Source organism: Sorangium sp. So ce128, assembly GCF_051525245.1.
Lineage (GTDB): Bacteria > Myxococcota_A > Polyangia > Polyangiales > Polyangiaceae > Sorangium > Sorangium cellulosum_B.
Genome location: NZ_CP150313.1, coordinates 4,697,041 through 4,721,216, shown reverse-complemented (window position 1 = coordinate 4,721,216; position 24,176 = coordinate 4,697,041). Strand labels below are relative to the sequence as shown.

Annotated in this window: 14 protein-coding genes; 5 read left to right on the top strand and 9 right to left on the bottom strand. The window is 69.7% G+C overall.

The window, feature by feature from the left end; translation table 11 throughout:
* The first annotated feature begins 142 nt into the window (after positions 1–142).
* The 5 genes from WME82_RS17980 (at position 143) to WME82_RS17960 (ending at position 5,633) form a co-directional block, all read left to right on the top strand.
* Positions 143–1,828, top strand: a complete 1,686-nt coding sequence (locus WME82_RS17980; RefSeq protein WP_438043822.1) for an AAA family ATPase — start codon at positions 143–145, stop codon at positions 1,826–1,828.
* On the top strand, positions 1,818–3,254 hold the full coding sequence (locus tag WME82_RS17975) for a VWA domain-containing protein (protein WP_438043821.1): 1,437 nt from the start codon (positions 1,818–1,820) through the stop codon (positions 3,252–3,254). Before WME82_RS17980 ends, WME82_RS17975 begins: the two co-directional genes overlap by 11 nt.
* Positions 3,255–3,409: 155 nt before the next feature.
* Positions 3,410–3,676: a hypothetical protein gene (locus WME82_RS17970; RefSeq protein ID WP_438043820.1), complete on the top strand. Its 267-nt coding sequence runs from the start codon at positions 3,410–3,412 to the stop codon at positions 3,674–3,676.
* Positions 3,673–4,872 (top strand): AAA family ATPase, encoded by a 1,200-nt coding sequence (locus tag WME82_RS17965; protein WP_438043819.1) that lies wholly within the window; start codon positions 3,673–3,675, stop codon positions 4,870–4,872. Before WME82_RS17970 ends, WME82_RS17965 begins: the two co-directional genes overlap by 4 nt.
* Positions 4,869–5,633: a hypothetical protein gene (locus WME82_RS17960; RefSeq protein WP_438043818.1), complete on the top strand. Its 765-nt coding sequence runs from the start codon at positions 4,869–4,871 to the stop codon at positions 5,631–5,633. Before WME82_RS17965 ends, WME82_RS17960 begins: the two co-directional genes overlap by 4 nt.
* A 104-nt stretch (positions 5,634–5,737) precedes the next feature.
* Here WME82_RS17960 and WME82_RS17955 read toward each other — a convergent pair whose 3' ends face one another.
* The 9 genes from WME82_RS17955 to drmD form a co-directional block, all read right to left on the bottom strand.
* Positions 5,738–6,472 (bottom strand): phospholipase D-like domain-containing protein, encoded by a 735-nt coding sequence (locus WME82_RS17955; protein ID WP_438043817.1) that lies wholly within the window; start codon positions 6,470–6,472, stop codon positions 5,738–5,740.
* Between the two features lie 83 nt (positions 6,473–6,555).
* Complete coding sequence (drmB, locus tag WME82_RS17950; RefSeq protein WP_438043816.1) at positions 6,556–8,421, bottom strand: DrmB family protein; 1,866 nt, start codon at positions 8,419–8,421, stop codon at positions 6,556–6,558.
* Positions 8,421–11,807: a DISARM system helicase DrmA gene (gene drmA, locus WME82_RS17945; RefSeq protein WP_438043815.1), complete on the bottom strand. Its 3,387-nt coding sequence runs from the start codon at positions 11,805–11,807 to the stop codon at positions 8,421–8,423. Before drmA ends, drmB begins: the two co-directional genes overlap by 1 nt.
* The gene (locus WME82_RS17940; protein WP_438044903.1) at positions 11,804–12,832 is read right to left on the bottom strand and encodes a PDDEXK nuclease domain-containing protein; all 1,029 of its coding nucleotides are present in this window, start codon (positions 12,830–12,832) and stop codon (positions 11,804–11,806) included. Before WME82_RS17940 ends, drmA begins: the two co-directional genes overlap by 4 nt.
* Before the next feature lie 77 nt (positions 12,833–12,909).
* Positions 12,910–16,983, bottom strand: a complete 4,074-nt coding sequence (locus tag WME82_RS17935; RefSeq protein ID WP_438043814.1) for a DNA methyltransferase — start codon at positions 16,981–16,983, stop codon at positions 12,910–12,912.
* 163 nt (positions 16,984–17,146) lie between these two features.
* The gene (locus tag WME82_RS17930; RefSeq protein ID WP_438043813.1) at positions 17,147–17,956 is read right to left on the bottom strand and encodes a hypothetical protein; all 810 of its coding nucleotides are present in this window, start codon (positions 17,954–17,956) and stop codon (positions 17,147–17,149) included.
* Positions 17,953–18,546 carry a hypothetical protein gene (locus tag WME82_RS17925; RefSeq protein ID WP_438043812.1) on the bottom strand — a complete coding sequence of 198 codons (594 nt, stop codon included), beginning with the start codon at positions 18,544–18,546 and terminating at the stop codon, positions 17,953–17,955. Before WME82_RS17925 ends, WME82_RS17930 begins: the two co-directional genes overlap by 4 nt.
* Positions 18,543–19,919, bottom strand: coding sequence for an AAA family ATPase (locus tag WME82_RS17920; RefSeq protein WP_438043811.1), 1,377 nt, complete (start codon positions 19,917–19,919; stop codon positions 18,543–18,545). The genes WME82_RS17925 and WME82_RS17920 overlap by 4 nt, the downstream gene beginning before the upstream one ends.
* 259 nt (positions 19,920–20,178) lie before the next feature.
* Positions 20,179–23,850, bottom strand: coding sequence for a DISARM system SNF2-like helicase DrmD (gene drmD, locus WME82_RS17915; protein WP_438043810.1), 3,672 nt, complete (start codon positions 23,848–23,850; stop codon positions 20,179–20,181).
* Between the last annotated feature and the right edge of the window lie 326 nt (positions 23,851–24,176).

The window sequence follows — 24,176 nt, the reverse complement described above, 5'->3', positions numbered from 1 at the left end:
ACCGCGACGGGTGGCAGGAACGACGGCGCTGCGGAGCGGCGACCGAGACACCCCGCAGGGGTCTCTTCGCCCTCGACAGGTCACCGCCCGGTCCCGCTATGCTGCGCCGGTGGATCCCGGTTCCCATGAGATGGCGGCTCCGATGAACGACGCAGACCCGGAACTCGCGTTCATCCAGGGGAAAATCAGCCGGCTCTTGCGATCGCTCGATCGCAGCTTCGTCGAGCGCGAGACCCACATCCGCGTGGCCTTGCTCGCGATTCTGTCAGGGCACCACGTCGTGCTGCTCGGGCCGCCGGGGACGGCGAAGAGCCTCCTGGCCAGGGCGCTCTGCGAGAGCCTGCACGATGCGACGCTCTTCGAGTACCTCCTGTCGAAGTTCACCCATCCCGACGAGCTCTTCGGGCCGGTCAGCATCCCCGGACTCAAAGAGGAAGATTACCGCCGCCTCACCGAGGGCTACCTGCCGCGCGCGCACATCGCCTTTCTCGACGAGATCTTCAAGGCAAACAGCGCGATCTTGAACAGCTTGCTCACCCTCATCAACGAGCGGGTGTTCCACCACGGCAAGCACCGCGACCAGGTGCCGTTGTTCAGCATCGTCGGCGCCAGCAACGAGCCCCCAGACCCGGAAGGAGGGCTTGGAGCGCTCTACGACCGCTTCCTCGTCCGCCTCAGCGTGCCTCCCATCGCCGATCCGGCGAGATTCCTCCAGGTCTGTCTCGGTGAAATATCAGCGTATCAGCCGATCGCCACGGACAGGCTCACCCGCGCCGAGCTCGAGTGGCTGCGAGATCGGGCGAGCAGGATCGGCGTCGATGACGCCGCGCGCAGGACGCTGCTTCGGGTACGCGACGGGCTGTCCGAGGAGGACGTCGATGCGAGCGACCGTCGCTGGCGCTGGGCGCTGGAGCTGCTCAAGATGTCCGCGCTCACCTCCGGGCGCGCCAGGATCTCGCCCCTGGACGTGGTGCTCCTCGAGCATTGCTTCGGGGATCCAGGAGCCAACCAGGCGGCCGTCCGCATGTGCGTGCGCGCATCGCTCGTGGTCCCGGACGAGCATGACGAGTACCTGACGCCGCTGCGGCAGCTGTGGGCCGAGATCGAGGCGGACATGGCTGCCCCGGATCTGTCGACATGGCGTCTCGGCGCCGTCGGTCGGCTGGACCGATTCGACAACGCATGCCGCAGGGCCCGGGAGCTGCTTGATCTGCACCTCGATCACCTGCGGCAGGAGCTCGCGCGCACGCCTTGGTGCACGGAGCTGCCCTCTGAGCTCGTTGCGGGCCTCGTGGCCGTGCGCACCAGACTCCAGGCCTTCGAGCGCACGAGCGCGCAACATCGCGCCGCGGTCGCCGCCTATGGTCCCGCGAGCCTCTTGATGTCGCGCATGCGCGAGGCGCCGCAGCACCGCGGATACTACAGCGACGTGAGGCTGTGGGTGCGCGCGCCCACCGACGCCGCGGACGATGCGGTCGGCCTGGCTGCCGATGGGGAGCCGATCCGGCACAGCTCGTACCATCAGGAGCGAGCGGCGCCTGTCGTCGTCGATGACGCGGATGCGCACCGCCTCCTGGTCGGGAAAGACACGGGCGCCGTGCTCGCCTCGTTAGCTGCGCAGATGCGCGCCCGGGGGGCATCGCGGGGCAGCGATCCAGCCGAGCGAACAGAGACCTCGGGTGAGCATCTGAAGCAGATGTTCGAGCGCTGGACCACCTGGATCCAGAAGACCGTCTCGCGACACCTTCCCAGGGCCCCTTCCCTCCCGGCCTCCGGTCCGCCGACGGACGATAAGCGGGGCTCGGCCGAGCGCGCCCTTGAAACATGATCCGCTGGCGCCGCTCGCGGACGCGACGCCGGAGCTCCGTGCGCTGGCTGCGTCCGTCGGCCTGGACGAGTGGATCGGCGCGGCGACGCTCGCGGTCGCCAGGCGGCTGTGCGGCGAGCCCGTGGGCGATCCGGGCCCGCTGGGCGCGTTGTGGTTCGCCGTGGCCGACGGCGAGCTGCGCCTGCTGGAGGTCGCGTGTCAGGGAGAGCCGTTGCGCGCGGCGGCCTGCGCGGTCGCCTGGAGTGCGCACGTCCTCCGCCACCACGGCGCGCGCTCCCCGGAGGCGATCGGCTCGCCTCGAGACGCCATCGTGAAGCCGGGTGGCGCAGGCGATGCGGAAAGGGAGTCACAGCAGCTGCGCGAGCAGCTCGCGGTGCTCATGGGGCAGCGCGTGCCGGACAGCTTCCCGCTGCCGACGTCAGGCCCCCTCCCCCGCGATCGAAGCGCCCTGGGCCTGGGCGCGCTGCTCCGGGAGCAGCTCGGCGCCGGCGACGCGACCGCGGCAGCTGCGGCAGCCGCGCGCGCGTGCGATGAAGCGGTGCTCGCCCTCAGCGCGCTCGTCCCCGGGATTGGCTGGGATTTCGCGACAGGCCAGCTCCACCGGACGTTGCTGGCGCGCATCGAGCATCTGTCGGCGCTGCTAGGCCGGCTGCCGGTGCTTCGCCGGGTCGTCGACGAGCTCGGGCGGATCGAGGCGCTGCAACGTCAGGCGCGCCGGGCCGAGCGCGGTGGCCGTGAGGCGGTCGCCGGCGTGCGCGTCGGCGGCGAGCTCTCGGATGCGCTCGCCTGTGAGCTCGCCTTGCTGGCGTCTCCCGAGACAGAGGATCTCTTCTTCCAGCGCCTCGTCGAGCACCGGCTCGTCTGCCTGGAGCTGCTGGGAACCACGACGGAGACCACGCCCACGGACGAGCGGTGTGGCCCTGCCATCGCGTGTGTGGACACGAGCGGCTCGATGCAAGGTGCCCCCGAAGCGGTCGCGAAGGCGCTGATCCTGGTCGCGGTGCGGCAGCTCGTTCCCAAGGGCCGTGCTGTCCAGCTCCTCCTGTTCGGCGGCCCCGGGGAGGCGGAGCCGCTGGAGATCCGACGTGGCCGGCAGGGCCTCGCGCACCTGCTCGACTTCCTGAGCATGGGGTTTCATGCCGGCACCGACTACGACACCCCCCTGCTCCGCGCGCTCGAGCTTCTGAAAACGGACGCGTACGCCAGGGCCGATGTCCTGGTGGTCACGGACGGTCTGTGCCGCGCCAGCGCACGCGTCGCACAGCAGGTGGCTCGGGCGAAGCAAGACGCCGGGGCTCGCGTCCTCTCCGTCGTGGTGGGCGGCGATCCCGCCGGAGTTGAACGCTTCAGTGATCAGGTGTGGCTCGTGGATCCGAGCGCACCGATCGCCGGAGGCTTCGACGTACGGCAGTGGCGTGGCCCTTGATGCTCGCGAGGGCTGGAACCGCTGCTCCATCGAGCCGACGCGTAGCCGCCGGTCCCAGACGACCTCGACGCCGAGCTCGCCAGCTGGGCTGCGCCCGCCCGAGCCACCCCGCGCTCTTGACCGTCACGCCCCTAGGCGACGATTATCCCTGCTCCATGCGCACTCCGTCGGATGCAGCCATCGACAGCTACTACCGCGCCGCTGCGCTCGGTCTCCGCCTGCTCGAAGCCCGCGAGGCGCGGGGACGTCGCTTCGGGGAGGCGGCCGCCGCGACGTGGCGCGCCCTCGGCGGCGAGCTCGAAGGCCGCGATCGCCTCGACTTGCTCCTTCGCGATGCTGCCGTCAGCAATCCGCTCGCCTTCTCGACCCGCGGCGTCTTCGACCTCGCCGGAGCGCCTGGGTGGGAGGATGACCAACGATGATCCGCACCCTCTGGATCGAATCCTTCAAAGCCTTTCTGGACGACCCAGGGCGCACCGCGCCGGGGATCCCGCTCCAGCCGTTCACGGTCCTGGTCGGCCCGAACGGATCGGGCAAGTCGACGATCCTCCAGGCGATCGACACGCTCGGCTGGTTGTCTGCGGGCACCATCAAGGAGATGCTCGATGCCCACAACTGGGAGTACGCCGACCTCGCGCACCTGCGCGCCGAGCGCTCACAGATCTCGATGCGGGCAGAGATCGATCTGCCGAATGCCGCGCGAGTACAGTGGCACCTGACCCTGGGCTCACGGCGCGCCCCCGGCGTCGCCTTGGAGTGGATCAAGAGAGCCGAAGAGGATGCCTGGCGGTCCGTTCTCCTCCGGAGCGGTAGAAACGTCGCGCAATTTCCGGAGCTCGCCGACGCCGGCGAGGAGAAGACGACGCTGTCGCTCCCCTCCTCCTGGCTCTCCACGATCGACCTCAAGGCCGATCGCGCTCGCTTCCCTACCCTGGTCGCGCTGGCGCAGTGGGCGCGGCGCATCCGGGCCTATTACTTCCTCGATCCGGTCGCCCTCCGGGCGTCGTCCCGCGGCAAGGGCGAGAAATTCGACGAGCTCGGCCTCCACGGCGAAAACTTCGCCTCGTTTCTCGGGCGCATCAAGGCCCGACCGAAGGACTTCGCGCGGCTCATCGAGCGCGTCCGCGCCCACTACCCGCGCCTCGTCGATATCCACGTCCGGCGCAAGAGCTACGGCTGGACTCACCTCGAGATCACCGAGAAGTGGAACGGCGAACAGGCGACCTTCAACGCCCGCCAGGTGAGCGACGGCCTCCTCCGCCTCATCGCCGTGGCCGCCATGCACGAGATGCGCGAGCCGCCGAGCGTGCTCCTCCTGGACGAGATCGAGAACGGCCTGCACCCGCGCCTCCTCGGCGGCCTGGTGGCCATGCTGGAGGAGCTCACCAGGACCGGGACGACCCAGGTGATCGTCACGACCCACAGCCCCATCACCCTCAACTACGTCTCGTCTCCCGAGTCCGTGCTCCTGGTCACCCGCGGCAAGGGCGGCGGCGTGCAGGTGACCCCGATGAACGAGACGAAGAGTTTTCAGGAGCTGCGGGAGCACTTCGAGCTCGGGGAGCTCTGGTACAACGCGGGCGAGGAGCGGCTCGTGCCGGGGAAAAAGGGGCGATGAGCGGGCGCAAGAAGGCTGCGTACACCGTGTTCATCGCAGCCGAGGGACCTTCGGAGCTGGGCGAGCTCGCCGGGGCCCCACAGTGGCGCTCGCCCGGGAAGCCGCGCGAAGGCTACTTCCAGCCCACGCTCCGCAAGCTGCTGGGCGACGACGTGGTGTTCGAGGGGCAGAAGATCACGCTGCTCGGCCGGTTCGACGCGAAGCAGAAGCTCAAGGGACACGCCGATCGAGCGGCCAAGGCCCTCCGCCTCGCGAGCACGCTCGTCGAGGACTGCCGCGTCCTAGTGTTTGCGCACGACGTCGACAAGGCATCCGGCGAGAAGCGGAACGCGACCGAGCGCGCCCGCCGGGTAAAGGCCCTGCACGAGGAAATCGAGGCTGGCTTCGCGGCCGTGGACGGCGCCGACCACGTGGTGCGGGTGAAGGCGACGCCGCTCCGGATGATCGAGGCGTGGGCGCTCGGTGACGCGGCGGCGGTGCAAGCAGTCGCGGGGAAAGACGGCGACCCGGCGGCCATCCCGAGGCATCCGGAGGAGACGTGGGGCGACGAGCGCGACCGCGCTTCGGGGCACCCGAAATGCGTGCTCCGGCGCGCGCTGGGCCGCGATCCGACGCCGGAAGATTTCGCCGAGGTGGCCCGAGGGGCCGACGTCCACGTGCTGCGGGCGTCGTGCCCGGCGAGCTTCGCGCCGTTCGCCGAAGAAGCCGCGCGGGCTGGAGACGAGGCCCGCGTGGGCCCGAAGCTGGAGGAGAAGCGATGAGCATCACGGCCGTCGGTCCGGCGGGCTACTCGTATCAGGACGACGTTACAGTCTGGCTCGTCCTCGCCTGGCGGGACGCCGGTCTACTTCCGGTCGGGCGCGCGTCACGCCCTCACGACCACCCCCGCATCCACCAGGTTGAGCCATTGCCTCTCGAGGCTCGCCGCGAACCCCCGGTCCTCGATCGCCACCCCCGCCTCCAGGTTCCGCGTCTGCCCACGATCCGTGAAGTTCGCCGACGTGATGAGCGTGTACTCGTGGTCGATGACCACGCACTTGGCGTGCAGGCTGACCGCGCTCTGCCTGTCTGCCGTCCTCGGGTCGAAATAGACGACCGGCCTCGGGTCGCCGAACGGCCACATCAGCCGGAAGAACAGCGCCACCACGGCCTGCCCCCGCGCCACATTCCCCTTCGCGGCCACGAGCGGCGCCGACACCAGGCGCCAGCTCTGCCCTGCGCCCTTCGCCGCCTGCTCCAGCCGCTTGGCGAGCTGATCCACGTCGACGAAGAGATCCGCCGTCACCCCATGGTCGACCATGCCCCGGTGCAGCGACGCGAAGAGCTCCGCGCCGTGGTCGATAGAGTAGCCGGCGACGAGCACGTGCTGCCGCGCCCGCTCGAAGAGCTCGGGCAGGAGGACCCGCGTGTGGCGAGAATGGCTGACGCCCGGGTCGTCGCCCGTCCAGACCAGGGTGAGCCTGGCGGCCTTGCGATGCCGCCGCTCGGCGAGCACGACGTCGACGACCGCGTGAATGCCTTCCCGACCGAGCTTGAGATAAGGCCGCAGCGCATCGACGAGGTGCCCGAAGCCGTTGGCCCGGAGGCCCGTCTCGCTCATCGGCGCGCGTACGTCCCCCCGGTCGAGCGCGGCGACGAGGGCAAGCAGATCCTGCTCCGTGACCGCGGATAACCCCGCCCCCGTCACGGGCGGATCTCGAAGAAGGCGAGCTCGGGATCGTGCCCCATCGCTGGCACGACGAGCGCCCGGTCCAGGTAGCGGTTGAATCGCTCACACGCCGGCTCTGCGACGAACAGGCACCCATGGCAGGCGGCGCCCTCGAGGTGGCGCCCCGACTGGTCCCCGGGCGAATGATGCGCGCAGACCGGATCGTTCGAGCACAGCGAGGCCATGTCCCAGGCGCGACGGAGGTGCCGGCCGATGAAGCGACCTTGCTCGACGAGCCCTCCGAGCGTGCCCTCGGCGCCGCTCGTGCCGGTCATGATGAAGATCGCCGCCATCGGCAGGTCGTCGGTCGCCGGCGCACAGTAGATGCGCTCGGAGAGCGCGCTCGCCGAATAGCCGCACTGGAGCGAGATCGAGGACACCAGGAGGTGCGAGAGCGAGTGCAGAAGGTAGAACCTGGCCCCCAGAAAGCCCGGCCCCCGGCTATTGCCCTTGAACTCCTGCTTGTACCCGTCCTCGAGCTCGTCCTTCCGGCGGATCACCGCCGGTCGTTTCTCCCATTCCCGTACGTCCTTTTCGTCCAGGCAGACCAGCACGCCCTCGCCGAAGATCTCTGCCGCCGGCAGCCAGGTCGGCGTCAGCCCGAGCGGCTGGAGGTTGCTCGTGTCCTCGGTTTCGCCCTGCAGGTTCATCTGCGTTGCCGACAGGCGCGTCAGGCCGATCTGGGCGCGCACCTGACGCACCTTCTTGGCGAGCACGATGCGGCTCACCTTCGGCGGCAACGGATGCCGCTTCGGGGGCAGGCGGCAGGCGAAGAAGTCCTCGTCCCGCGGCGGAAGCTGGCCATCCACCTCGTCCTTCGCCTCGAGGAAGACCTTGTACTCCGCGGTCCGGAGCTCGTCCCTCGCCGGAGACTTGCCCTTGCGGATCGTCTCCATCGCGGTCCACACCTGGTCGTCGTCGTAGTCGCGCAGCGCATTGCGCACGGAGGCCACGACCTTGCGCAGCAGCGCGAGCTCCTCGCGCTTGGCCTCCTGCACGACATTCCACACGTCCGCCTCGCTGACCTTGTTCAGGACCTCGCGCGCCTTGTCGGGGATCGACAGCGCGCTCATCCATTGCGAGAAGTAACCGCTGCTCGCCGTACGGACGAGCAGGTTGAGCTTCTCCTCGCAGCCCTTCTCCTCGCGTCCCTCGACGCCGAGCCAGGGCCTCTCCCCCCGGCACTGGGGCAGGATCTTGGACTCGCGCGCCTCCGAGAGCTTTCGCTCCGCGCCGCAGACGCCGCAGCATACGCGGATATGGGCGAAGTCGCCGGACGCGTCCTCCTTGAGATGGAGATCCAGAGATTCGCACCGCGTCTCCTGGGATGGGTGCACGAACCAGCTCCAGGGGAACTCGTCGAGGTGGCCGCGCTTGCACGTCGCCACGAACCGCACGGGGACGCAGAAGCCCTGCTGGGTGTTGGTGCAGCGGTGAACGTAGCGCCCCTTCTCACGCTCGAGGTTCCTCGACGGCCCGAGCGCGCGGCAACGCTGGCAGAGGAACCACGACGGGAACTCGGCGACCTGGATACCGTTGTAGTGCGACGGCGCGTCGTCGTCGCCCGCGGGGGGCAGCCGGAACGCGCGGTTGATGCTCAGCTCGATCCCGAGCTTCGAGCCGACCCTGGCGAGGATGGCGTCGCGCAGGCGGGGCTCGTCGATGAAGCCTTGATCCTTGTGCCTGTCGTAGCGCCAGAAGTCGGTGCCGCCGATGAGCACGGCGTGATCGAGCAGATCGACCATCGCGCCCGGACCGAACGTCATCACGACCTGGCCCAGCCGGATCTTGCCCTCGGGGGGCTTGTGCCCGCCCTTCGCGGTCTTCTTCGCGATGGCCATCAGCCTTGCCTCCCCAGGCGTCGCCCGATGAGCCAGAGGTGCGCGGTCGACTCGACGTCCCGCAGCGACGTGGGCGCCGCGAAGCGGCCATCGGGCGTGTCGGGGCCCGGCCGCTCCTCGTCGAGCGGCGTGTAGAGCAGCGGCTTGCCGCCGACCTTCTCCCGGTCGAACTTCGAGTACCGGCGCTGCTTTGGCTCCTCGGGGGTCGACCGCACCAGATCGGTCCAGGTGTCGAGCAGGTTGTGCCCGCGCATCCGGAGCTCTTCCTCGAGCTTCTTTTGCCCGTCCTGGTTCAGCTCGGGCTGGCCGCTCGCGCGCGCGGCGATCTGGTCGAGGACGGCGTTCGCCAGGTGCCGGTTTGCCGGCAGTCCCATGGCGCCCTTCGGCAGCGTCAGATCGCGGGAGGCGAACCGGACCATCGCGACGAGCATGCCGACGAGGCCGCGGTCGAGGGCGGGACCCGAGAACGGCGTCACGCTCGTGGCCTCGACGAAGCGGTAGAAGCTCTCGTGGTAGGCGGCGAAGTGCTCGTAATGGGAGCGATCCCGCGGCTTGTGGAGGTTGTACACGGTCACCACGAGCCCCGGCCACCTGTCCTGGCGGCCGACGCGGCTCGACGCCTGGATGTACTCGGCCGTCGTCTTCGGCTGCCCCGCGACAACCATCAGGCCGAGTCGATCGATGTCGACGCCGACCGAGATCATGTTGCTCGCGAGCAGCACGTCGATCCGCTCGGGATCGCGCCAGGGCTTGTTGAGCCGATCCTTGGTGCGCTTCACCGCGTCGGTGTGCTCGCGGCTCGTCAGCTCGACCGGCTCGCCGAGTTCCCGGTCGGTGAACCAGAGGTGCTTGCCCTTCGCGTTCATCGGCCGCGCCTCTTCCGCCTGCGCGGCGCGGCCGAGCACCTCGTCCTCGACCAGCCGCCGCATCCCTCCGAGCTCCCGGAGGCTATTGAAATAGCCGGCGAGCGTCATGTACGCGTCCGCCGTCTGCTCGGGCGACGACGACGGGTCGTAGGTCCTCATCGCCCCCGCGAGCAGCGTCCGGTACACGCGCAGGAGGATCGCCTTCATGCTGCGCCCCTGCGCGGCCACGCCGACGTATTTCCGGCCGGGGCTCTTCGTGTCGACGGTCGCGAAGTACGTCTCGGAGTCGTCGATGCCGGGCGGCGGGAACACGCTCACCGTGCTCGCCGGGCGACCGAAGAGGGCCTGGATCTGGGTATCGGCGCGGCGGACCGTGGCTGTGGCGGCCAGCACCTTGGGCCGCACGACGCCGGTTCTGGTCTGGCGCGAGCAGAGGGCGTCGACCGCCGTCTCGTAGAGGCCGACCATGGTGCCGAGAGGTCCCGAGATCAGGTGCAGCTCGTCCTGCACGATGAGCTCGGGAGGGGCGAGGCCGCCGGGGAGGTTCTTCGCCGTGCGCGGCGGTTTCCCGTCCATCGGGCCGTAGAAGCGCCGGCCGTCGCGCGCGCCGACCTTGCCGAACAGCATGCCGGCCTCGCCGCGCCAGGGCATCATCGCGAACTTGTCGACGGTGGCGATGAGGAAGCTCGGCAGCTCCCGGTAGACCTGCTCGTCGACGAAGACGACCGGGATGCCCTCGTCGTTGTTGGCGCGCGAGAACTCGCAGATCTCGCTGGTGCAGCCGACCCGCACCTCGTCGGGCGCGGTCTTCGAGGGCAGGAGGGTCAGGCTGCCCGCGCCGAGCTCCTTGCCGCACCACGGGCAGGTGGGCAGCGGGCAGGGATTGCCGTTCGCGCCGAGCTTGAAGCCGGTGACGAGCTTCGACGCCTCGTCCAGGGTGTTGGCCGTGGCGCTGCGCCCGACCCAGAGGCCGACCGAGAAGCGCGTGTCGCCCAGCACCGCGGGCATCTTCCGGCGCTGGGATTCGAGCGCGCAGACGAGCGTCGCCGCGCGGCCGAGCTGGTCGAGCGTGAGCAGGCGCAGGGTATACCGGAGGAGCACGGTGACGCCGAGCCCGCCGTCGGGCAGCTTCGCTCGCCGCAGGCGGCGGAGGAGCAGGCAAAAGGCGATGACGCCGAGGTACGCCTCCGTCTTGCCGCCGCCGGTCGGGAAGAAGATCAGCTCGACGCGCTCGCGATCGGGGTGCTCGCCGCTGGCCACGCCGTGGAGGTTCATCAGCAGGAACGCGAGCTGGAACAGGCGCCATTCGGGGCGCTCGCCGCCCTGGTAACGAGAAGGGCTCCGGTGCCGCGCGGCCTCGGCCATCGCCTCGTTGGCCAGGCAGAACGCCTGGCGGATCTGCGCGTCGCTCTCGAGGAGCGCGATGCCCTCCTGGATCCGCCGCCTGGCATCGTCGGCCTTCCGCATGAGCTCGTCGCGGGTCTCGGCGCGCCTGTCGCCCTCGAGCGCGACGCCTCGCTGCCGCTCGATCCACGCCCCGTAGGCCGCAGGCAGGCGCTGGAGCCGCTCGCGCACCACCTCGGCGCTGTCGAGCTTCGCGAGCTCGTCCATCGCGACGTTCACGTCGTCTTCCTCGTGCGCAACGACCCGCCGCACCTCGTATTCGGGGAGCCATGTGGTCTTCACCCGGACGACCGAGCTCTGACCCGGGGGCACCACGACGGCGACGCCGTGACCGACCGCGTACTCGACGCGCTCGCGGAACTGGAGATCGGCGACCTTCTGGTCCCACTGGTCGCTCTCCTCGTCGGAGAAGTTCGGCCGCGGGACGATGCCCTCGGCGCACTCGATCTCCATCTCGATCTGGAAGACCAGCTGCTTATCGCGCTGGCCCTTCTCGCCGGCGCCGCGCTGGTTCACGACGAAGAGCGCGAGCGCCTGCGTCCCCTCCCGGAGCCCGCGCGCGTGCTCGACGGCCTTGATCTGGCCGTAGATCACGAGGCCCACCGTGTCCCGCAAGCGGATCCCGTTCTTGAGGATCTGCGGGTCCAGCGGGACGTCCGTGGCGATCGTCTGCCGCGGTGTTCGCTTCCAGACGCGCTGCCCTCGGCCGCGCCCTTCGGGCTTCAGGGTCTCGGGGTGATACTCGGCGAACCGAACGACGGTCTTCACCGCGCGCGTCTCCTTCGGGACGAGCACGCTCATTCCGATGGACGCGGGCCAGAGATTGGGCCGCTTGTCCTCGGGCTCCTCCCCCTGGGTCTCCTCCTCCGGCTCGTCAGGGCCGGCGCCGAGGCTGTCGTCGGCGGTCGGGTCCTCGGGCTCGCGTTCTTCTTCGGAGGCGAGGAAGCCGGTGAGGTAGTGGCGGGACGGCGGAAGCTCGAGGACCTCCTGCTCGACGATGCCCTCCTCGTCGAGCTGGTAGGGGCCGATCAGGTCGGCGTGCAGGGCGCGGACGAGGTGGTCGCGGGGGTTCGTGGGCGGGCTCCTCTTCGGCTGCGTCGACGTGCTGTCGCTCATTTGACCTCCTCGGGCGGCGCGAGCCGCGCGCGTGAATGTTCCACCGCGGCGTGGAGCCTGCGGGCGAGCTCGTCACGGGGCGGCAGGACGGTGAGGTACTCCGCGACGTGGATGCCCGTCTTGCCCAGCTCCAGGAGCTCGATCTGCTCGCGGCGCTTGCCGGCACAGAGGATGATCCCGAGGGGTGTTTCCTCTCCGGGCTCGCGCTCGTGGCGGTCGAGCCAGCGCAGGTAGAGCTCCATCTGACCCTTGTACTCGGCCTTGAACGCGCCGACCTTCAGGTCGACCGCCACGAGCCGCTGGAGCTTTCGATTGTAGAAGACGAGATCGATGTAAAAGTCGTCCCCGTCGATCTGGATCCGCTTCTGGCGGGCGACGAAGCAGAACCCGCTCCCGAGCTCCAGGATGAACGCCTCCAGCTCGCGCAGGATGGCGTCCTCGAGATCCTTCTCGAGGTAGCGGTCCTGAACGCCGAGGAAATCCAGGACGTAGGGGTCCTTCAGGAGCATCTCGGGGGTGACCTGGTCCTCGGCCCGCAACGCCGCGAGCTGGGCTTCGACGACGCCCTTGGGCTTGCGGGAGAGCGCGGTCCGCTCGTAGAGCATGCTGTCGATCTGCTGGCGGAGCGCGCGCACGCTCCAGCGCTCGACGCGGCACATCTCGGCGTAGAACGCGCGCGCGAGGGGAGCCTCGAGCGGCAGCAGGAGAACGAAGTGGCTCCAGGTCAATTGTCGCGACAGCGCCGCGACAATCGGTTCCTCGGGGAAGGCCTCGGCGAACTGGACCATGCGCCGCAGCGTCTTCTCCGAGAAGCCGCGGCCGTAGCGGCGCTGGAGCTGCTCCGCGAGCGCGGCGATCACCCTGTCGCCGTAGGCAGCGCGGGCGTACCGGAGCACCTCGGTCCGGATCCGCGCGCCGATGCGCCAGTAGAGCCGGGTGAGCACGGCGTTCACGGTCACCGCCGCCCGCTGGCGTGCCGCCTCGATCAGGCGGCTGATGTCCCCGACGAGCTTCGAGGGCGCCACGGAGGGCGCGGGCGGCGGCTTCGCGAGCGGGGCCGTCCTGGAAGCGCCCCGGCGAGGTCGTGCCGCGGCTCGCCGGATCACGGATCGCTCTCGTCCGCGAAGCCGGGCAACGTGGGCGTCGCCGGCTTGGCGCGCGGGGTGCGGGGTTTCTTGGCGGGATCGGCGGGCTTCCTGGCGGCGGGCTTCCTGGCGCTCTTCGCGGCGGACGCGGTGGCTGCGGCGGCTTGCTTTTCCTGCGCGGCGCGCTCGGCGTTGAGGACGAAGAGACGATCGATCACCTCGTCCTCGAAGGCCTGCACGGCGGCGCGGTCGTCGTCGGTATTCGGGCAGTAGGGGGGAACGGCGATGTCGCTCCAGCCGTAGGCGGCGAGGACGGAGCGGTCCATCTGCTCGTGGAGGGCGCGAAGCTCGAGGATGCGGGGGTCGTCGTTGTCGGGGTCCTTCAGGGCGTTGTACGTCTTCGTGAGGCCCTGGTTGGTGTCGACCATCAAGCGGGCACGGGTCTCGTAAAGCTTCTCGCCGATGGTCTCGATTTCGGGGATGATGGCGCGGGGGTCGGGCTTTGGAAAGGGGAATGTCTCGAGACAATCGGAGGCGGAGTAGCGGAGATCCGTCTTCATCGAGGACGACAACAGTCGCACCCAAGTTTCATGAACGCGAGACTGCAGGCCCGCAAATGAAGAAAAGCCATCAACCGCAAGAAGCACAAGCGTTTCACTGAACAATCTATTGGTCGGCTGAAACGAAAAGCACAAATGCTTCGTAACACGCGACACCACCAGAGCACGATCCATCGTGCGCATCCGGAGGTAGAACTCGTTCGCATCGCCCGCAAATCGCCACCAATATTTTTTGCGGTACTCAGCAGCAGATCCCGTTCCGGTCATCGCAAGACGAGCAGGCTTCACTCGCTGCTCTACGATATTAATAAGCTCAGGCCACTTTCGAGCCTCATCTATATCCATGCGACCAAAACTAATCGCAAACCGATGAAATTCCTGCCGCGGATGCGTATTAACCTCTTCCCCCCCAATATACGGAAGTATTCTCTGCGAATTTTGGGAACAACCTCTGATTAGCTGCGCAGCTTCCGCAGCCGAGAGCAAGAACCCCTCACCGTGGAGAGTGACACCAGCAAATGCACAACCACGATTACTGAACAACCCAACTGGCTCTGTATTTTCAGCCGCCGAACGAAATCCGGAATTGATAACAGTGACTCTCGCGCGATTTAGCACGGGCCAAACGTACTGCTGCGGCGTTCCCAGAGCGAGATGAACGACACTTACGGTCACCGCCGCGTCCCCAGGCCAAGCGTAGCTGCCAACAACATCATAGATCAAGAATTGATGAACCAATAGACACCGAAGTCCTGTGCGACGAGTATCTCCTTGGCATATGGTATTCGTCGCAACGACGCCCAATGTGCCGTTAGCACCAACATAACTTGCCATTCGGCGAAGAAAATACGCGCTAAGGTCGGAATTGCCGTGGCTCTCTTCATTGGTCGCCAGGAGCCACGGAAGGTAACTGTCGCCGCCGGTCGCACCAATGCCATTTTTCCCGGCAAAAGGCGGATTCCCTATAAAAGCGTCGACGAACGCTGCTCCGGTGTTCTTGTTCCCATCAAGCGGATCAGGACGGTCGCCGTAGAACACCTCCGGAAACTCGATCATCCAGTGGAACGGCACCTGCTCCCGCCGGATCTCCCCCTGCATCCCCCGCAGCTCGGCCAGAATCTCCCCCGCCTTCTCCCCCTCCCCCCGCTTCTCCGCTGCGAGCCACGCCGTCACCCGGTCCAGCCGCCGCGTCCGCTCCTTCTCCCGCTCCTTGTCGCTCTTCTGCCCGAAGAACGCCCCCACCACGAGATCCGCGACCAGCCGCACCCGATCGAGCGCGTCCTCCGCGTCGAACAGCAGCCGCTCCTTCTCCCGCTGCGCCGCGTACGTCCCCTCGCCTGCCAGCTCCAGGATCCTCTTCCGGATCCCGATCGCCTCGTCCAGCGCCTCTGACAGGAGCCCCGCCGACAGCTCCACCTGCGCCTGCGGCTTCCAGTGAAACGCCCGGATCTGCTCGAACCCCAGCCCCACCAGCGAGTCCCCGTGCCGGATCGCGTGGTCCACGAACGTGAACGGCTCGTTCCTCGCCATCGTCACGAGCCACAGCGACAGCCGCGCGAGCTGCACCGCGTACGTGTTCTTGTCGACGCCATACAGGCACCGCTGCGCCACCAGCCGCCGCGCATGGTTCACGACGTCCTCGTGCGCGCTGGCGATCACCTCCAGCCGCCCCTCCCGCGTCCACGCCGCCACCACCCGATCGGCCAGGTACCGGCACGCCGCCACCAGGAACGCCCCCGACCCCACCGCCGGATCGCAGACGACCAGGTTCAGGAGCGTCTCCGAGCTCGGCGCCTTCCCCATCGCCTTGATCAGCGGCTCCAGCGTCCGCTCCACGATCGGCTCGGTCAGCGTGCGCGGCGTGTAGTGGCTGCTCGTCCTCCGCCGCTCCGGCCCCGGCTGGATCACCAGCGTCCCCGCGCCCGCCCGCTCCGGGGTCCGCCCGCTCAAGGGCTCCATCGCCCCGAGCGCCTCCTCGGCCTTCTTCGCGCCCTTCACCGCCTCGGCGATCTTCGCCGCCACGTTCTTGTCGAACCCGAGCTCGTCCTGGAGCCACCGCTCCCGCTGGTTCGCCGGCGCCGCGAGCAGCGCGTCCGCCTCCACCCAGACCCGCGCCGCGCCCTTCTTGCTCCCGAGCCGGATCCGCACCGCGCCGCGCTCGATGCGCTTCACCCCGAAGCCCATCAGCGCCTCGTACACGCTGCCGATCTGCTCCACGTCGAGCGCCTTGTACGAGAGCCGCTGGCCCCCCAGGTAGAGCAGCCGCTCCAGCACCGAGTACACCGTCAGGTCGTCGACGCTGGGCAGCTTCACGGCCGCTCGCGCCTCCGCCTGCGTGATCGGCGCGCTCCCCTCCGGCCCCCACCCCTCGAGGAACGGATAGGCGTTCGGCTCGAAGAGCTGCCCGCGCCGCGCCGGGATCACGAGCTCCCCGTGCGACACACCGAGATAGACCGCCCGGAACAGCCCTACGAGCCGCGGGTACGCCCCGAAGCGCCGGTGCATCGTGTCGGGGTACTTCCCGAAGTCGGCCTGGAGCGCGTCGAACAGCCCGAGCAGGCTGTAGCTCCGCGCGAACAGCGGGTGCTCGGCCGGCAGGAGCCCCCGGTCCTCGCAGTAGAGCAGGAACACGAGCCGCAGCAGCACCGTCAGCAGGCCCGCGTAGAGGTGGTCGTCCTCCCGCTCCAGCGCGTCCCGGAGCGCGCCCGTGCCGTCCCGCTCCTCGGCGGCGGCAAACCCCGCGAGCAGCGCCTCGAGCGCCTCGAACACCTGGCGCGAGAGCTCGGTGGTGACGTCGGCGTTGCGCTTGCGGCTCTCGGCCAGGATCGCCGGGAGCGACTGCTCGGCCGCCACGCCGAACCAGCGCTGCCGCGAGAGCAGCATCACGAAGGCGTCGAAGATCGGCCGCCCGCTCACGGACGCCATGTCGGCGGCGCGGAACGCGATCCACCCGCTCGACTCGCCGTGCGGCGCGTACACGAGCCGGATCTCGTGGCCGTTCGAGAGGAGCCCGATCGGCACGCGGCACTCCCGGAGCAGCCGCTCGAACTTCGCCTGCGCCGGGTACTCCCACGCGCCGGTGACCTGCTCGGACCTGTCGAGCTGCTCGACCTCGGGCGGCACCTCCCAGACGAGCATCGCGTACGGCCGCCCCGCCTGCGCCGCGGGCGTGCTGTCCGCCGCGGCGGCCGCCTCCTCCCGGGGCTTGTTCCACCGGAGCGCGCGCGTCGGCCGGAGGAGCTGCTTGCCCTCCACGACGTAGAGCGAGAGCTCTTTCGGGAGCGCCTCGCCCGCGTCGAAGCGCTCGGCGTCGAGCTCGAGCACGGTCGAGAAGAGCCGCGCCAGATCCGGGACGTGCAGCCTCTTCTCGGCGTCCTCCTCGAGGCACTCGAGGAAGGCCAGGTGCGCCTCCCGCGGCAGCTTCTCCGCGCACTGGGCATCGACCAGCACGGGCACCGACACGACGAGCCCCTCCGAGGGCTGCGCCATGCCGATCCATTGCTCGTGGAATCGCTTGTCGGCGTCGCTCATGCTCGTTTTCCGGACCCGCCGATCAGCGCGCGGGCGGACGGAAAGGTACGCCCCTCGGACGACCCGGGGAAGCACGTCCCGAGGGCCGGCGTCCCGGGAAGCGACCTCAGCGCCGGCCCGGCATCGAGATGACCTCTGGCGACATCGAGGCCGGAGGTGGCGCTCAGGGGGCCTTGGCCGACGGGGGAAAGCTGTAGACGAGAGGGCTAGTCGCCGGGACGCGGAGATCCAAGAGCTCTTGGCCGTCGAGCGGCCACCTGCTCTTCAGCAGCTGCTTGAAGACCCGGTTGTGGTAGCTCCGCAGCCAGATCCAGGCATGCGATGAGCGGTCGAGGACGGTCGCTGAATCGAGCTTGCGCGTCACGAGCCGGCGATGCTCCTTGAAGAATTCGAGGTACAGGGGCGGCTCGTCCACCTCCGAGCTGAACGCCCACAGGTAGTCGACGAACAACAGGCCATCCCCGTCCTCCCGGAGGAGCTCTCGGATATAACCGAGCTCCTCCATGACAGAATGTTGTGGAGCGCGCAGATCCGCGTTCTGCTCGGCCTCGCGGAGCAGACGCGGGTCGACGATGACCCGGGGCACGAGCGCGACCTCGTCGCGCAGGCGCTCTGCTTCCGCGATCCCACGGCCGATGGCGAGGTCCCCCTGCGCGGCGGCATCGCCGAGCGCGATCGCGCCGCGCACGAGCACGCCGAGCGGCACGAGGTCCGACTGGAGGTGGGCGACGTTGAGCGCCTGCCAGAAGAGGAGCCACCCCGCGCGCCGGATCGGCGCGAAGTGGAGCACGCGCCGGGCCGCGAGGGACAGGTGGCCACCATAGAGCTTGACGGTCTCCGGATCGATGTGGCGCTGGACGATCGAGAACACCTGGCGCGCCCGCCCCTCGGGCATCTCGGGGTCGTCGAGCCCGAGCAGCTCCAGCGCCGTGACGATGCACGGGCGCGGTCTGGGCAGGAGGGTCTCCTTCATGCGGGCTCCTCCGACAGCAGGCGAAGCGCGGCGGCCAGCGTTTCCAGCCCGACCCGATCGAGGAGCCCGCCCAGCTCTGGATCGGTGTCGTCGGTCACGAGCATGCACCCCTCGGCCCGGGCATGCCCGCCGACGAGCCAGTCGACCGTGGCGCCGCAGGTCCGGCCGGTGCCGGGAGCCTCCGCGGCGCTCGGGGGCAGCCCCAGGCACGAAAGGCAGCGGTCGCGCTTGGCGCGCTGCCAGGCCGCGTCGTTCGGATACCGCTCGCCGAGCCGCGCCGCCGTCTCCAGCGCGTGCCGGGCGTCGAACGGCTGCACCTCGATCCCCTTGGAGCGGAGCCCGTCGAGGATGACATCGAGGTTGAAGGTCCCTCGCCATCGCTGCTTGAGGTCGAACAGCTTCTCGGCGTAAGCGACGGCGGAGATCACGAGCCGGACCGGCGCGCGTCCCTCGACGGCCAGGCGGAGGTTGTGCCGTGCGATGCGGTCACAAAGCCCGTTGAGCCGCCGGTCGCGGTACACCGCGTTGGTGTCGAACGCCAGCGTGACGGCGCCCTCGCGCAGCCGCGCCGCGAGCTCGTCGGCCGTCACTGCTGTGGCCCCCGGTCCTCGAACAGCTCGGCATACTGGTCGTTGGTCAGCATGCGATAATGCCCGTCGTTATCGCGCACGAAGACCACGCCGCCTCCGTGCGAGAGGCCGAGCTGCTGCTGGACCTCTGGCGGGACCTGCACCACCCCTTCCATCGTCAGGTATCCGCGCGGCGCGCGCGCGCCCGAGGGCGGCGGCGGCGCCGCCGGCTGGGTGAACTCCCAGGCCTCCTCGGCAGACACCTTGTGGATCCGCGGCCCGTCCTCCGAGCGCGTGAGCAGGTAGAAGGGGGGCTGCTTCTCGAACTGCCCGGAGTGGCTCGTGATGAGGAGCTGCGACGGGGCTTCGGTATCGGCGGCGAGCTCGTCGAGCACGTCGCGCAGCGCACGTTGCGCCGACCAGCGCAGGTTCAGCTCCGGCTCCTCGACGCCGATGACGTCCGCGCCCGTCATCACGAGGCGCGCACAGAGGACCGCGATCTGCTGGATGCCAGAGCCCATCAAGCGCAAGGGCAAGAGCTCCGATCCGGTATCCAGGACCAGCTCCGCGCGATCGGCCTCGGTGTCGAATCGCATGCGCCATTGCCCGGGGCCGACCAGATCCCCGAAGCGGCCGAGCGCCGCCACGAAACGCTTGAAGCGCTCGCGCGGTGCGCCGGTCGCGCTCTCGGCGTCGTGCAGCGCCTTGCCGAGCGCGCGGGGGAGCGGCTCGCGCGTCGCGAGCGGCGACGCGCCTTCCGATGCGTCGCGCGCGAGGGTGCGATCGGCGCGCACCAGCGCAAAACGCGGCACGACCTCCTTCCGGCGCACGCGCTGCCCGAGCCGCTCCAGCACCAGGGCGAACGCGGCGTCCGTCGCCGCCTTGTCCCCCGCTCCGGCCGCGAAATCCGCGCCGTCGGTGGTACGCCGGAGCGTGGTGATCCGGACGGTCACCTCCTCCTCCCGGCGCTCGAGGCGGACCTGGGCGATGATCGGCTTATCGAGCCAGGGCGGATCGTCCTTCTCGCGATCGAGCTGGAGCTCCGCTTCGAGGACGATCGGCCCCGCGTCCTTCAGATTGAAGATCTCGGCCGGCGGGTATCCTTGAAGGGTGAAGTACTCGTACCCGCGCACGGCCTCGCGCGGCGGCCGCTCGTCCGGCGCGGCCTCAGGCGGCGGCGCGGAGCGCGCGTAGCGCTCCATGAGGCTCGGGCCGCCCCGCGCCTCCTCCCGCAGCGCCTGGATCGCCACGAAGAACAGCCCGATGCTCTCCAGCAGGTTCGACTTGCCGACGTTGTTGTCGCCGTGCAGCACGTTGAGCCTGCCGAGATCGGCGAGGCACACCGGGGCGCGGAGGTTCTTGTAGCCCTGGACCTGGAACCGCTGGAGATGCATCGTCGGGTCCAGGGCATCCTAGGCCACGATCCTGCGAACGGCCAAGCCACGGCCGGGTAGGCCGCGATCGGACCTGCGGCGGTCCGGACGACCCCGCTAGAGCGGTTTTCAGCTGAGCCTGGTACGAGCGTCGCAGAGCGGCGGTCACCCGCACAGGAGACGGGTCCAGATCGGCGTTTTCGGCGCGGAAGCGCACTCCAGTGCGCTGAGCACCGAAAACGTCGAGATGGGCCCGTATCCGAAGCGGGTGACCGCCGCTCTAGATGCTCGTCGTCGGCCAGAGGTACACGAGCCCGACCGGCGCGAGCCGCTTCAGGCTCACGCGGTAGAGCGCCTCGAGCTCCGCCGGCTCGTCCCGGATCTCGTCCTCGATGCGGCCCAGGCGCTTCCTCATGTCCTCTCGCTCGCTCTCGAGCTGCTCCCGCTGCGACTTCATCGTGTCGCCCTCGAGCTCGCCGAAGAGCGAGAGCTGGACGTTCAGCTGGCCCTCGATCTCGACGCGCTGGGCCCTCAAGATCTGCCGCAGATCCTCGGCTTCCTTGGCGCCGCGGGCCGAGAGGAGCTGCGCGGCCTCGTGCGCCCGACCGTCGGCCTCGTCCTGCACGTGCCGCCAGAGCACGCCGAAGTCGGCGGCGGCCGCCCTCGCCAGGCGCCGGCGAAGGGGCTCCGGGACGGCCGGGAGGCCGCCGACGCGCGTGAGCAGCTCCTCGAGGTGGGCGACGGCCTGGCGATCCTCCTCGGTGCCCATGGGCTTCAGGTGATCACCGTCGCCGCTCTCGCGGAAGGGCGCGGCGACGGCGATGAGCTCGTCGTGCAGGCGCGCGGCCCCGGGCCCGAACAGCGAGAGGCGACCGAAGGCGATGGCCCGCGGCTCGCCCGAGCGGTCGTCGGGCACGACCGTCACGCGCGAGAGATCCTGGGCGCCGAAGCCCTGGGCCAGGAAGCGCGCCAGGATGCGCTGCACGAACGGGTGCTCGAGGTGCAGGTGGACGCGCTCCTCGCCCATCCGGTCGAGCGCCTTGAAGACAACGGGCTGCGGGGCGAGCTTGCGCCATTCCCACTCGGGCTCGTCCCTGCGGCGAGGGCGGCGCAGGCTGTCGAGGGTGCGGTCCCAGCTCGCCGGCAGAGGCGGCAGCGCGAACGCCTGCTGCCCCTCCACCTTCTCGGCGTGCGGCGCGAGCGGCGCGGCCCCCGCGAGCTCCAGGCCGACGTCGATGGCGTCGTGCAGGAGCTCCTCCCTGAAGTCCATCACCTTGCGGGATCGGCCGAGGATGCGGCGCGCCTCGTCGATCTCCTTCCTCAGCGCGGCCGGGCCTTCGCGTTGGGTCTCGAGCTCGCGCCGGGTCGTCTCGGCCTGCTCGGGGAGCCGCTCGGCCTCGTCGAGGGCGGCCGCGGTGCTCCGATCGATGCCATGGCTGAACGCCCGCTCGATGCGCTCCATGACGACCTCGCCCAGGCTCCCGAGCTCGGTCTGGATCGTCTCGACCTTGCCCACGAGCTTCTCGAGCACCGCGTCCTCGGCGCGCTCCGGGTAGACGAAGTAGTGGCAGCGGACCTTGCTCGCGGGCTGGAGCGTGCGATCGATGCGGCCGTTGCGCTGCTCCATGCGGGCCGGGTTCCACGGGACGTCGAAGTGGAAGAGATCGGCGCAGTGGTTCTGGAGGTTCAGGCCCTCGCGCGCGGCGTCGGTGGCGATGAGGACGCGCACGGGGTGCTCCCCCGGATCGCCGTTGAACGCCCGTTGCAGCTCCTCGCGCGCCTCGTCGCCCATGCCGCCATGGAAGATGGCGATGCGCTCGTCGCCGCGGTCGGTGTCCTCGAAGGCGGCGCCGAGCGTCTTCTGGAGGTAGCGCATGGAGTCGCCGTACTCCGTGAAGATGATCACCCGCCGGTCGCCCCAGGCGCCGCTCGTGCGCTTGCCCCTGTCCGACGCGTCGACCCCTGGGCAGAGCTCCGCGCGGAGCCAGTGCAGGAGCGCCGCCACCTTGGCGTCGGGCCGATGGCGGTGCTGGCGGGAGAGGTCGAGCATGCGCTGGAGCAGCTGGCGGGCGCGCCCCTCGGGGGACGGGAGCGCGGTTGACGCCGAGGCGACCTCGGCCGCGTCCTCCTCGTCGCGCTGCTCGTCGTCGACGCCATACGCGTCGTCGTCCTCGGGCCGCCTGCGCCCGAGCAGCGGCGCAGGCGCGGGTGCGGCGCTCGCCATTCCTTCCAGATCGAGCTGGTCATCCAGCGTGGCGGCGCGCCCCGCCGAGCGGCGGGAATCGGCGCTCGCCGCCCCCTCGTCGACGCGCGCGGCGTGCGCGTTCAGCGTCCGGTGGAACGCTTCGATGCTCGAGAGGAGCCGCTTCTGGAGGTTGATGAAGACGAGCTGCCCACGGCCGCGCTTCGGCTTCATCGTCTCGGTGTACTCGGCCAGGAGGCGCGAGAGCTCGAGCTCGGGCGTGCCGAGGGGGCCGAGCGCGATCTCCGCGGCGAGCTTCTCCCGCTGGCCGGCCTCGGCCTCGAAGCACCGCGCCCGGAAGCCATCGCCCTCGCGCGTAAGGGCGATCCGGACGACGCTCCGGACGGGGAAATCGCTCTTGCCGAGCGCCTGGAGGTCGCGCTTGAGCCTGCGGACCATCACGGCGGAGAGCGCCTTCGACCCCGCCTGGATGGGGACGCCCCGCGTGAAGCGCTGGGGGTCGAGCATGGCCATGAGGGCGCTGAAGCTGTTCGAGTGACCGTTGTGCGGCGTCGCCGACAGGAAGAGACGGTTCTCGAACCGCGGGCCGAGCTCGTCGCGGATCAAGGTCGTGACGTGGGAGTCGACCGCGTACAGGCTCGCCGAGGCGGGCGCCGCGGTGTGGGCCTCGTCGAGCACTAGCAGGCTCTTCTTCATGCGCGCGCCGAGGTGGGCGATGAGCGGCTCGCGGTACTCGGTGCGGCGGAGCGTCTGGTAGGAGACGATGAAGCGGTTGTGGGTGCTCCAGGTGTTGACGCCGAAGCCTCGCTCGCGGCGCCGGCGGGCGACGAGCTCGCGGCCCATGATCTCGAAGCGCTGGCCGAAGCGCTTTTCCATCTCGCCGCGCCACTGGAGGCAGAGGGAGGCCGGGCAGACGACGAGGACGAAGTCCACGCGCTGCCGGAGCTGGAGCTCCTGCATGACGAGCCCGGCCTCGATGGTCTTGCCGAGGCCCACGTCGTCGGCGATGAACAGGTTCGCGCGCGGCAGCTCGAGGGCCTTCTTGAGGGGCGTGAGCTGGTGGTCGAGGAGCTTGATGCCGGCCCGGAACGGCGCCTGGAAGAGATCGGCGCGCGTGGCCGTGACGCTGCTCCACTTGAGGGCGTGGAAGTAGGCCGCGAAGCGGCGCGGGGGGTCGAGCGAGGCGACCGCGCCGAGCCCCTCGGCCTCGGGCTGCAGGACCTTCGCGCCGAGCTCGATCTCCCAGAGCACCGAGAGGCGGACGCCCTGCGCATCGTCGTCGAGGCAGACGAGGTCGACGCGGGTGGCCTCGCTCGGGGCTTCGGGCGTGATGACGTCCTCGACGAGGTACTGGCGCTGCCGGACGAGCGCGATGTCCCCCTTCAGGGGCGTGAGGCGCGGGGTGACGTGGGCTCCGAAGAGGCCCGTCGGAGGGGCGGTCTTGCGATCGCCGAAGGCCTGGAGGAGCCGCTCTGCGAGCTCCTGGCGCGCGCGGCTGGAAGCGTCCAGGCCGTGGGCCTGGCAGGCAGCGCGGAGCTCGTCGCGGCCCATCCATTCGACCACGGCGCGCATGCGGACCTGCTCGGAGCGCGCCAGGGCGGCGACCAGCTCGGCCTTCGTGCCGCGCTGGGGCACGAAGACGCCGAAATAGCGCGCGAGCTCGATCAAGCGCCCCCGTGAGGGCAGCGACTCGAGGAGCGTGCGAACGGAGGGCGAGGGAGCGGAGGGCAAGGACACGGACATCGACATCGGGGTTCCACGCGCCGCGCAGAGCTGGCGGCCCACGGCAAGGTACGCCTCGGGAACGACACGGTGAAGATTGTTCAGTCGACGGTGCACCGGGTTGCGCGCGAGCGTCGCACGACCTGCTCCTGGCGCTTACCCTCGGCCTGGACCGGGAAAGAGCAAAGCGGCAGCACTTCGCGCCGACGGCTCCAGCGCGCGACAAGGCCCGATCGACCGAGCGGAGTGATGCGCACGAGCAGATCGTGCCCCTCGGATGCCGACGCCAGAGCGCCGATGAGCAGGGCTGGCCGAGGGGGGCTCGCAGGGCCGGAGGGTGGCCTCTCCACCGC

Coding starts and splice junctions, on each gene's coding strand:
- WME82_RS17980 (WP_438043822.1), top strand. CDS start 143: ATGAACGACGCAGACCCGGAACTCGCGTTCATCCAGGGGAAAATCAGC.
- WME82_RS17970 (WP_438043820.1), top strand. CDS start 3,410: ATGCGCACTCCGTCGGATGCAGCCATCGACAGCTACTACCGCGCCGCT.
- WME82_RS17965 (WP_438043819.1), top strand. CDS start 3,673: ATGATCCGCACCCTCTGGATCGAATCCTTCAAAGCCTTTCTGGACGAC.
- WME82_RS17960 (WP_438043818.1), top strand. CDS start 4,869: ATGAGCGGGCGCAAGAAGGCTGCGTACACCGTGTTCATCGCAGCCGAG.
- WME82_RS17955 (WP_438043817.1), bottom strand. CDS start 6,472: ATGAGCGAGACGGGCCTCCGGGCCAACGGCTTCGGGCACCTCGTCGAT.
- drmB (WP_438043816.1), bottom strand. CDS start 8,421: ATGGCCATCGCGAAGAAGACCGCGAAGGGCGGGCACAAGCCCCCCGAG.
- drmA (WP_438043815.1), bottom strand. CDS start 11,807: ATGAGCGACAGCACGTCGACGCAGCCGAAGAGGAGCCCGCCCACGAAC.
- WME82_RS17935 (WP_438043814.1), bottom strand. CDS start 16,983: ATGAGCGACGCCGACAAGCGATTCCACGAGCAATGGATCGGCATGGCG.
- WME82_RS17930 (WP_438043813.1), bottom strand. CDS start 17,956: ATGAAGGAGACCCTCCTGCCCAGACCGCGCCCGTGCATCGTCACGGCG.
- WME82_RS17920 (WP_438043811.1), bottom strand. CDS start 19,919: ATGCATCTCCAGCGGTTCCAGGTCCAGGGCTACAAGAACCTCCGCGCC.
- drmD (WP_438043810.1), bottom strand. CDS start 23,850: ATGTCGATGTCCGTGTCCTTGCCCTCCGCTCCCTCGCCCTCCGTTCGC.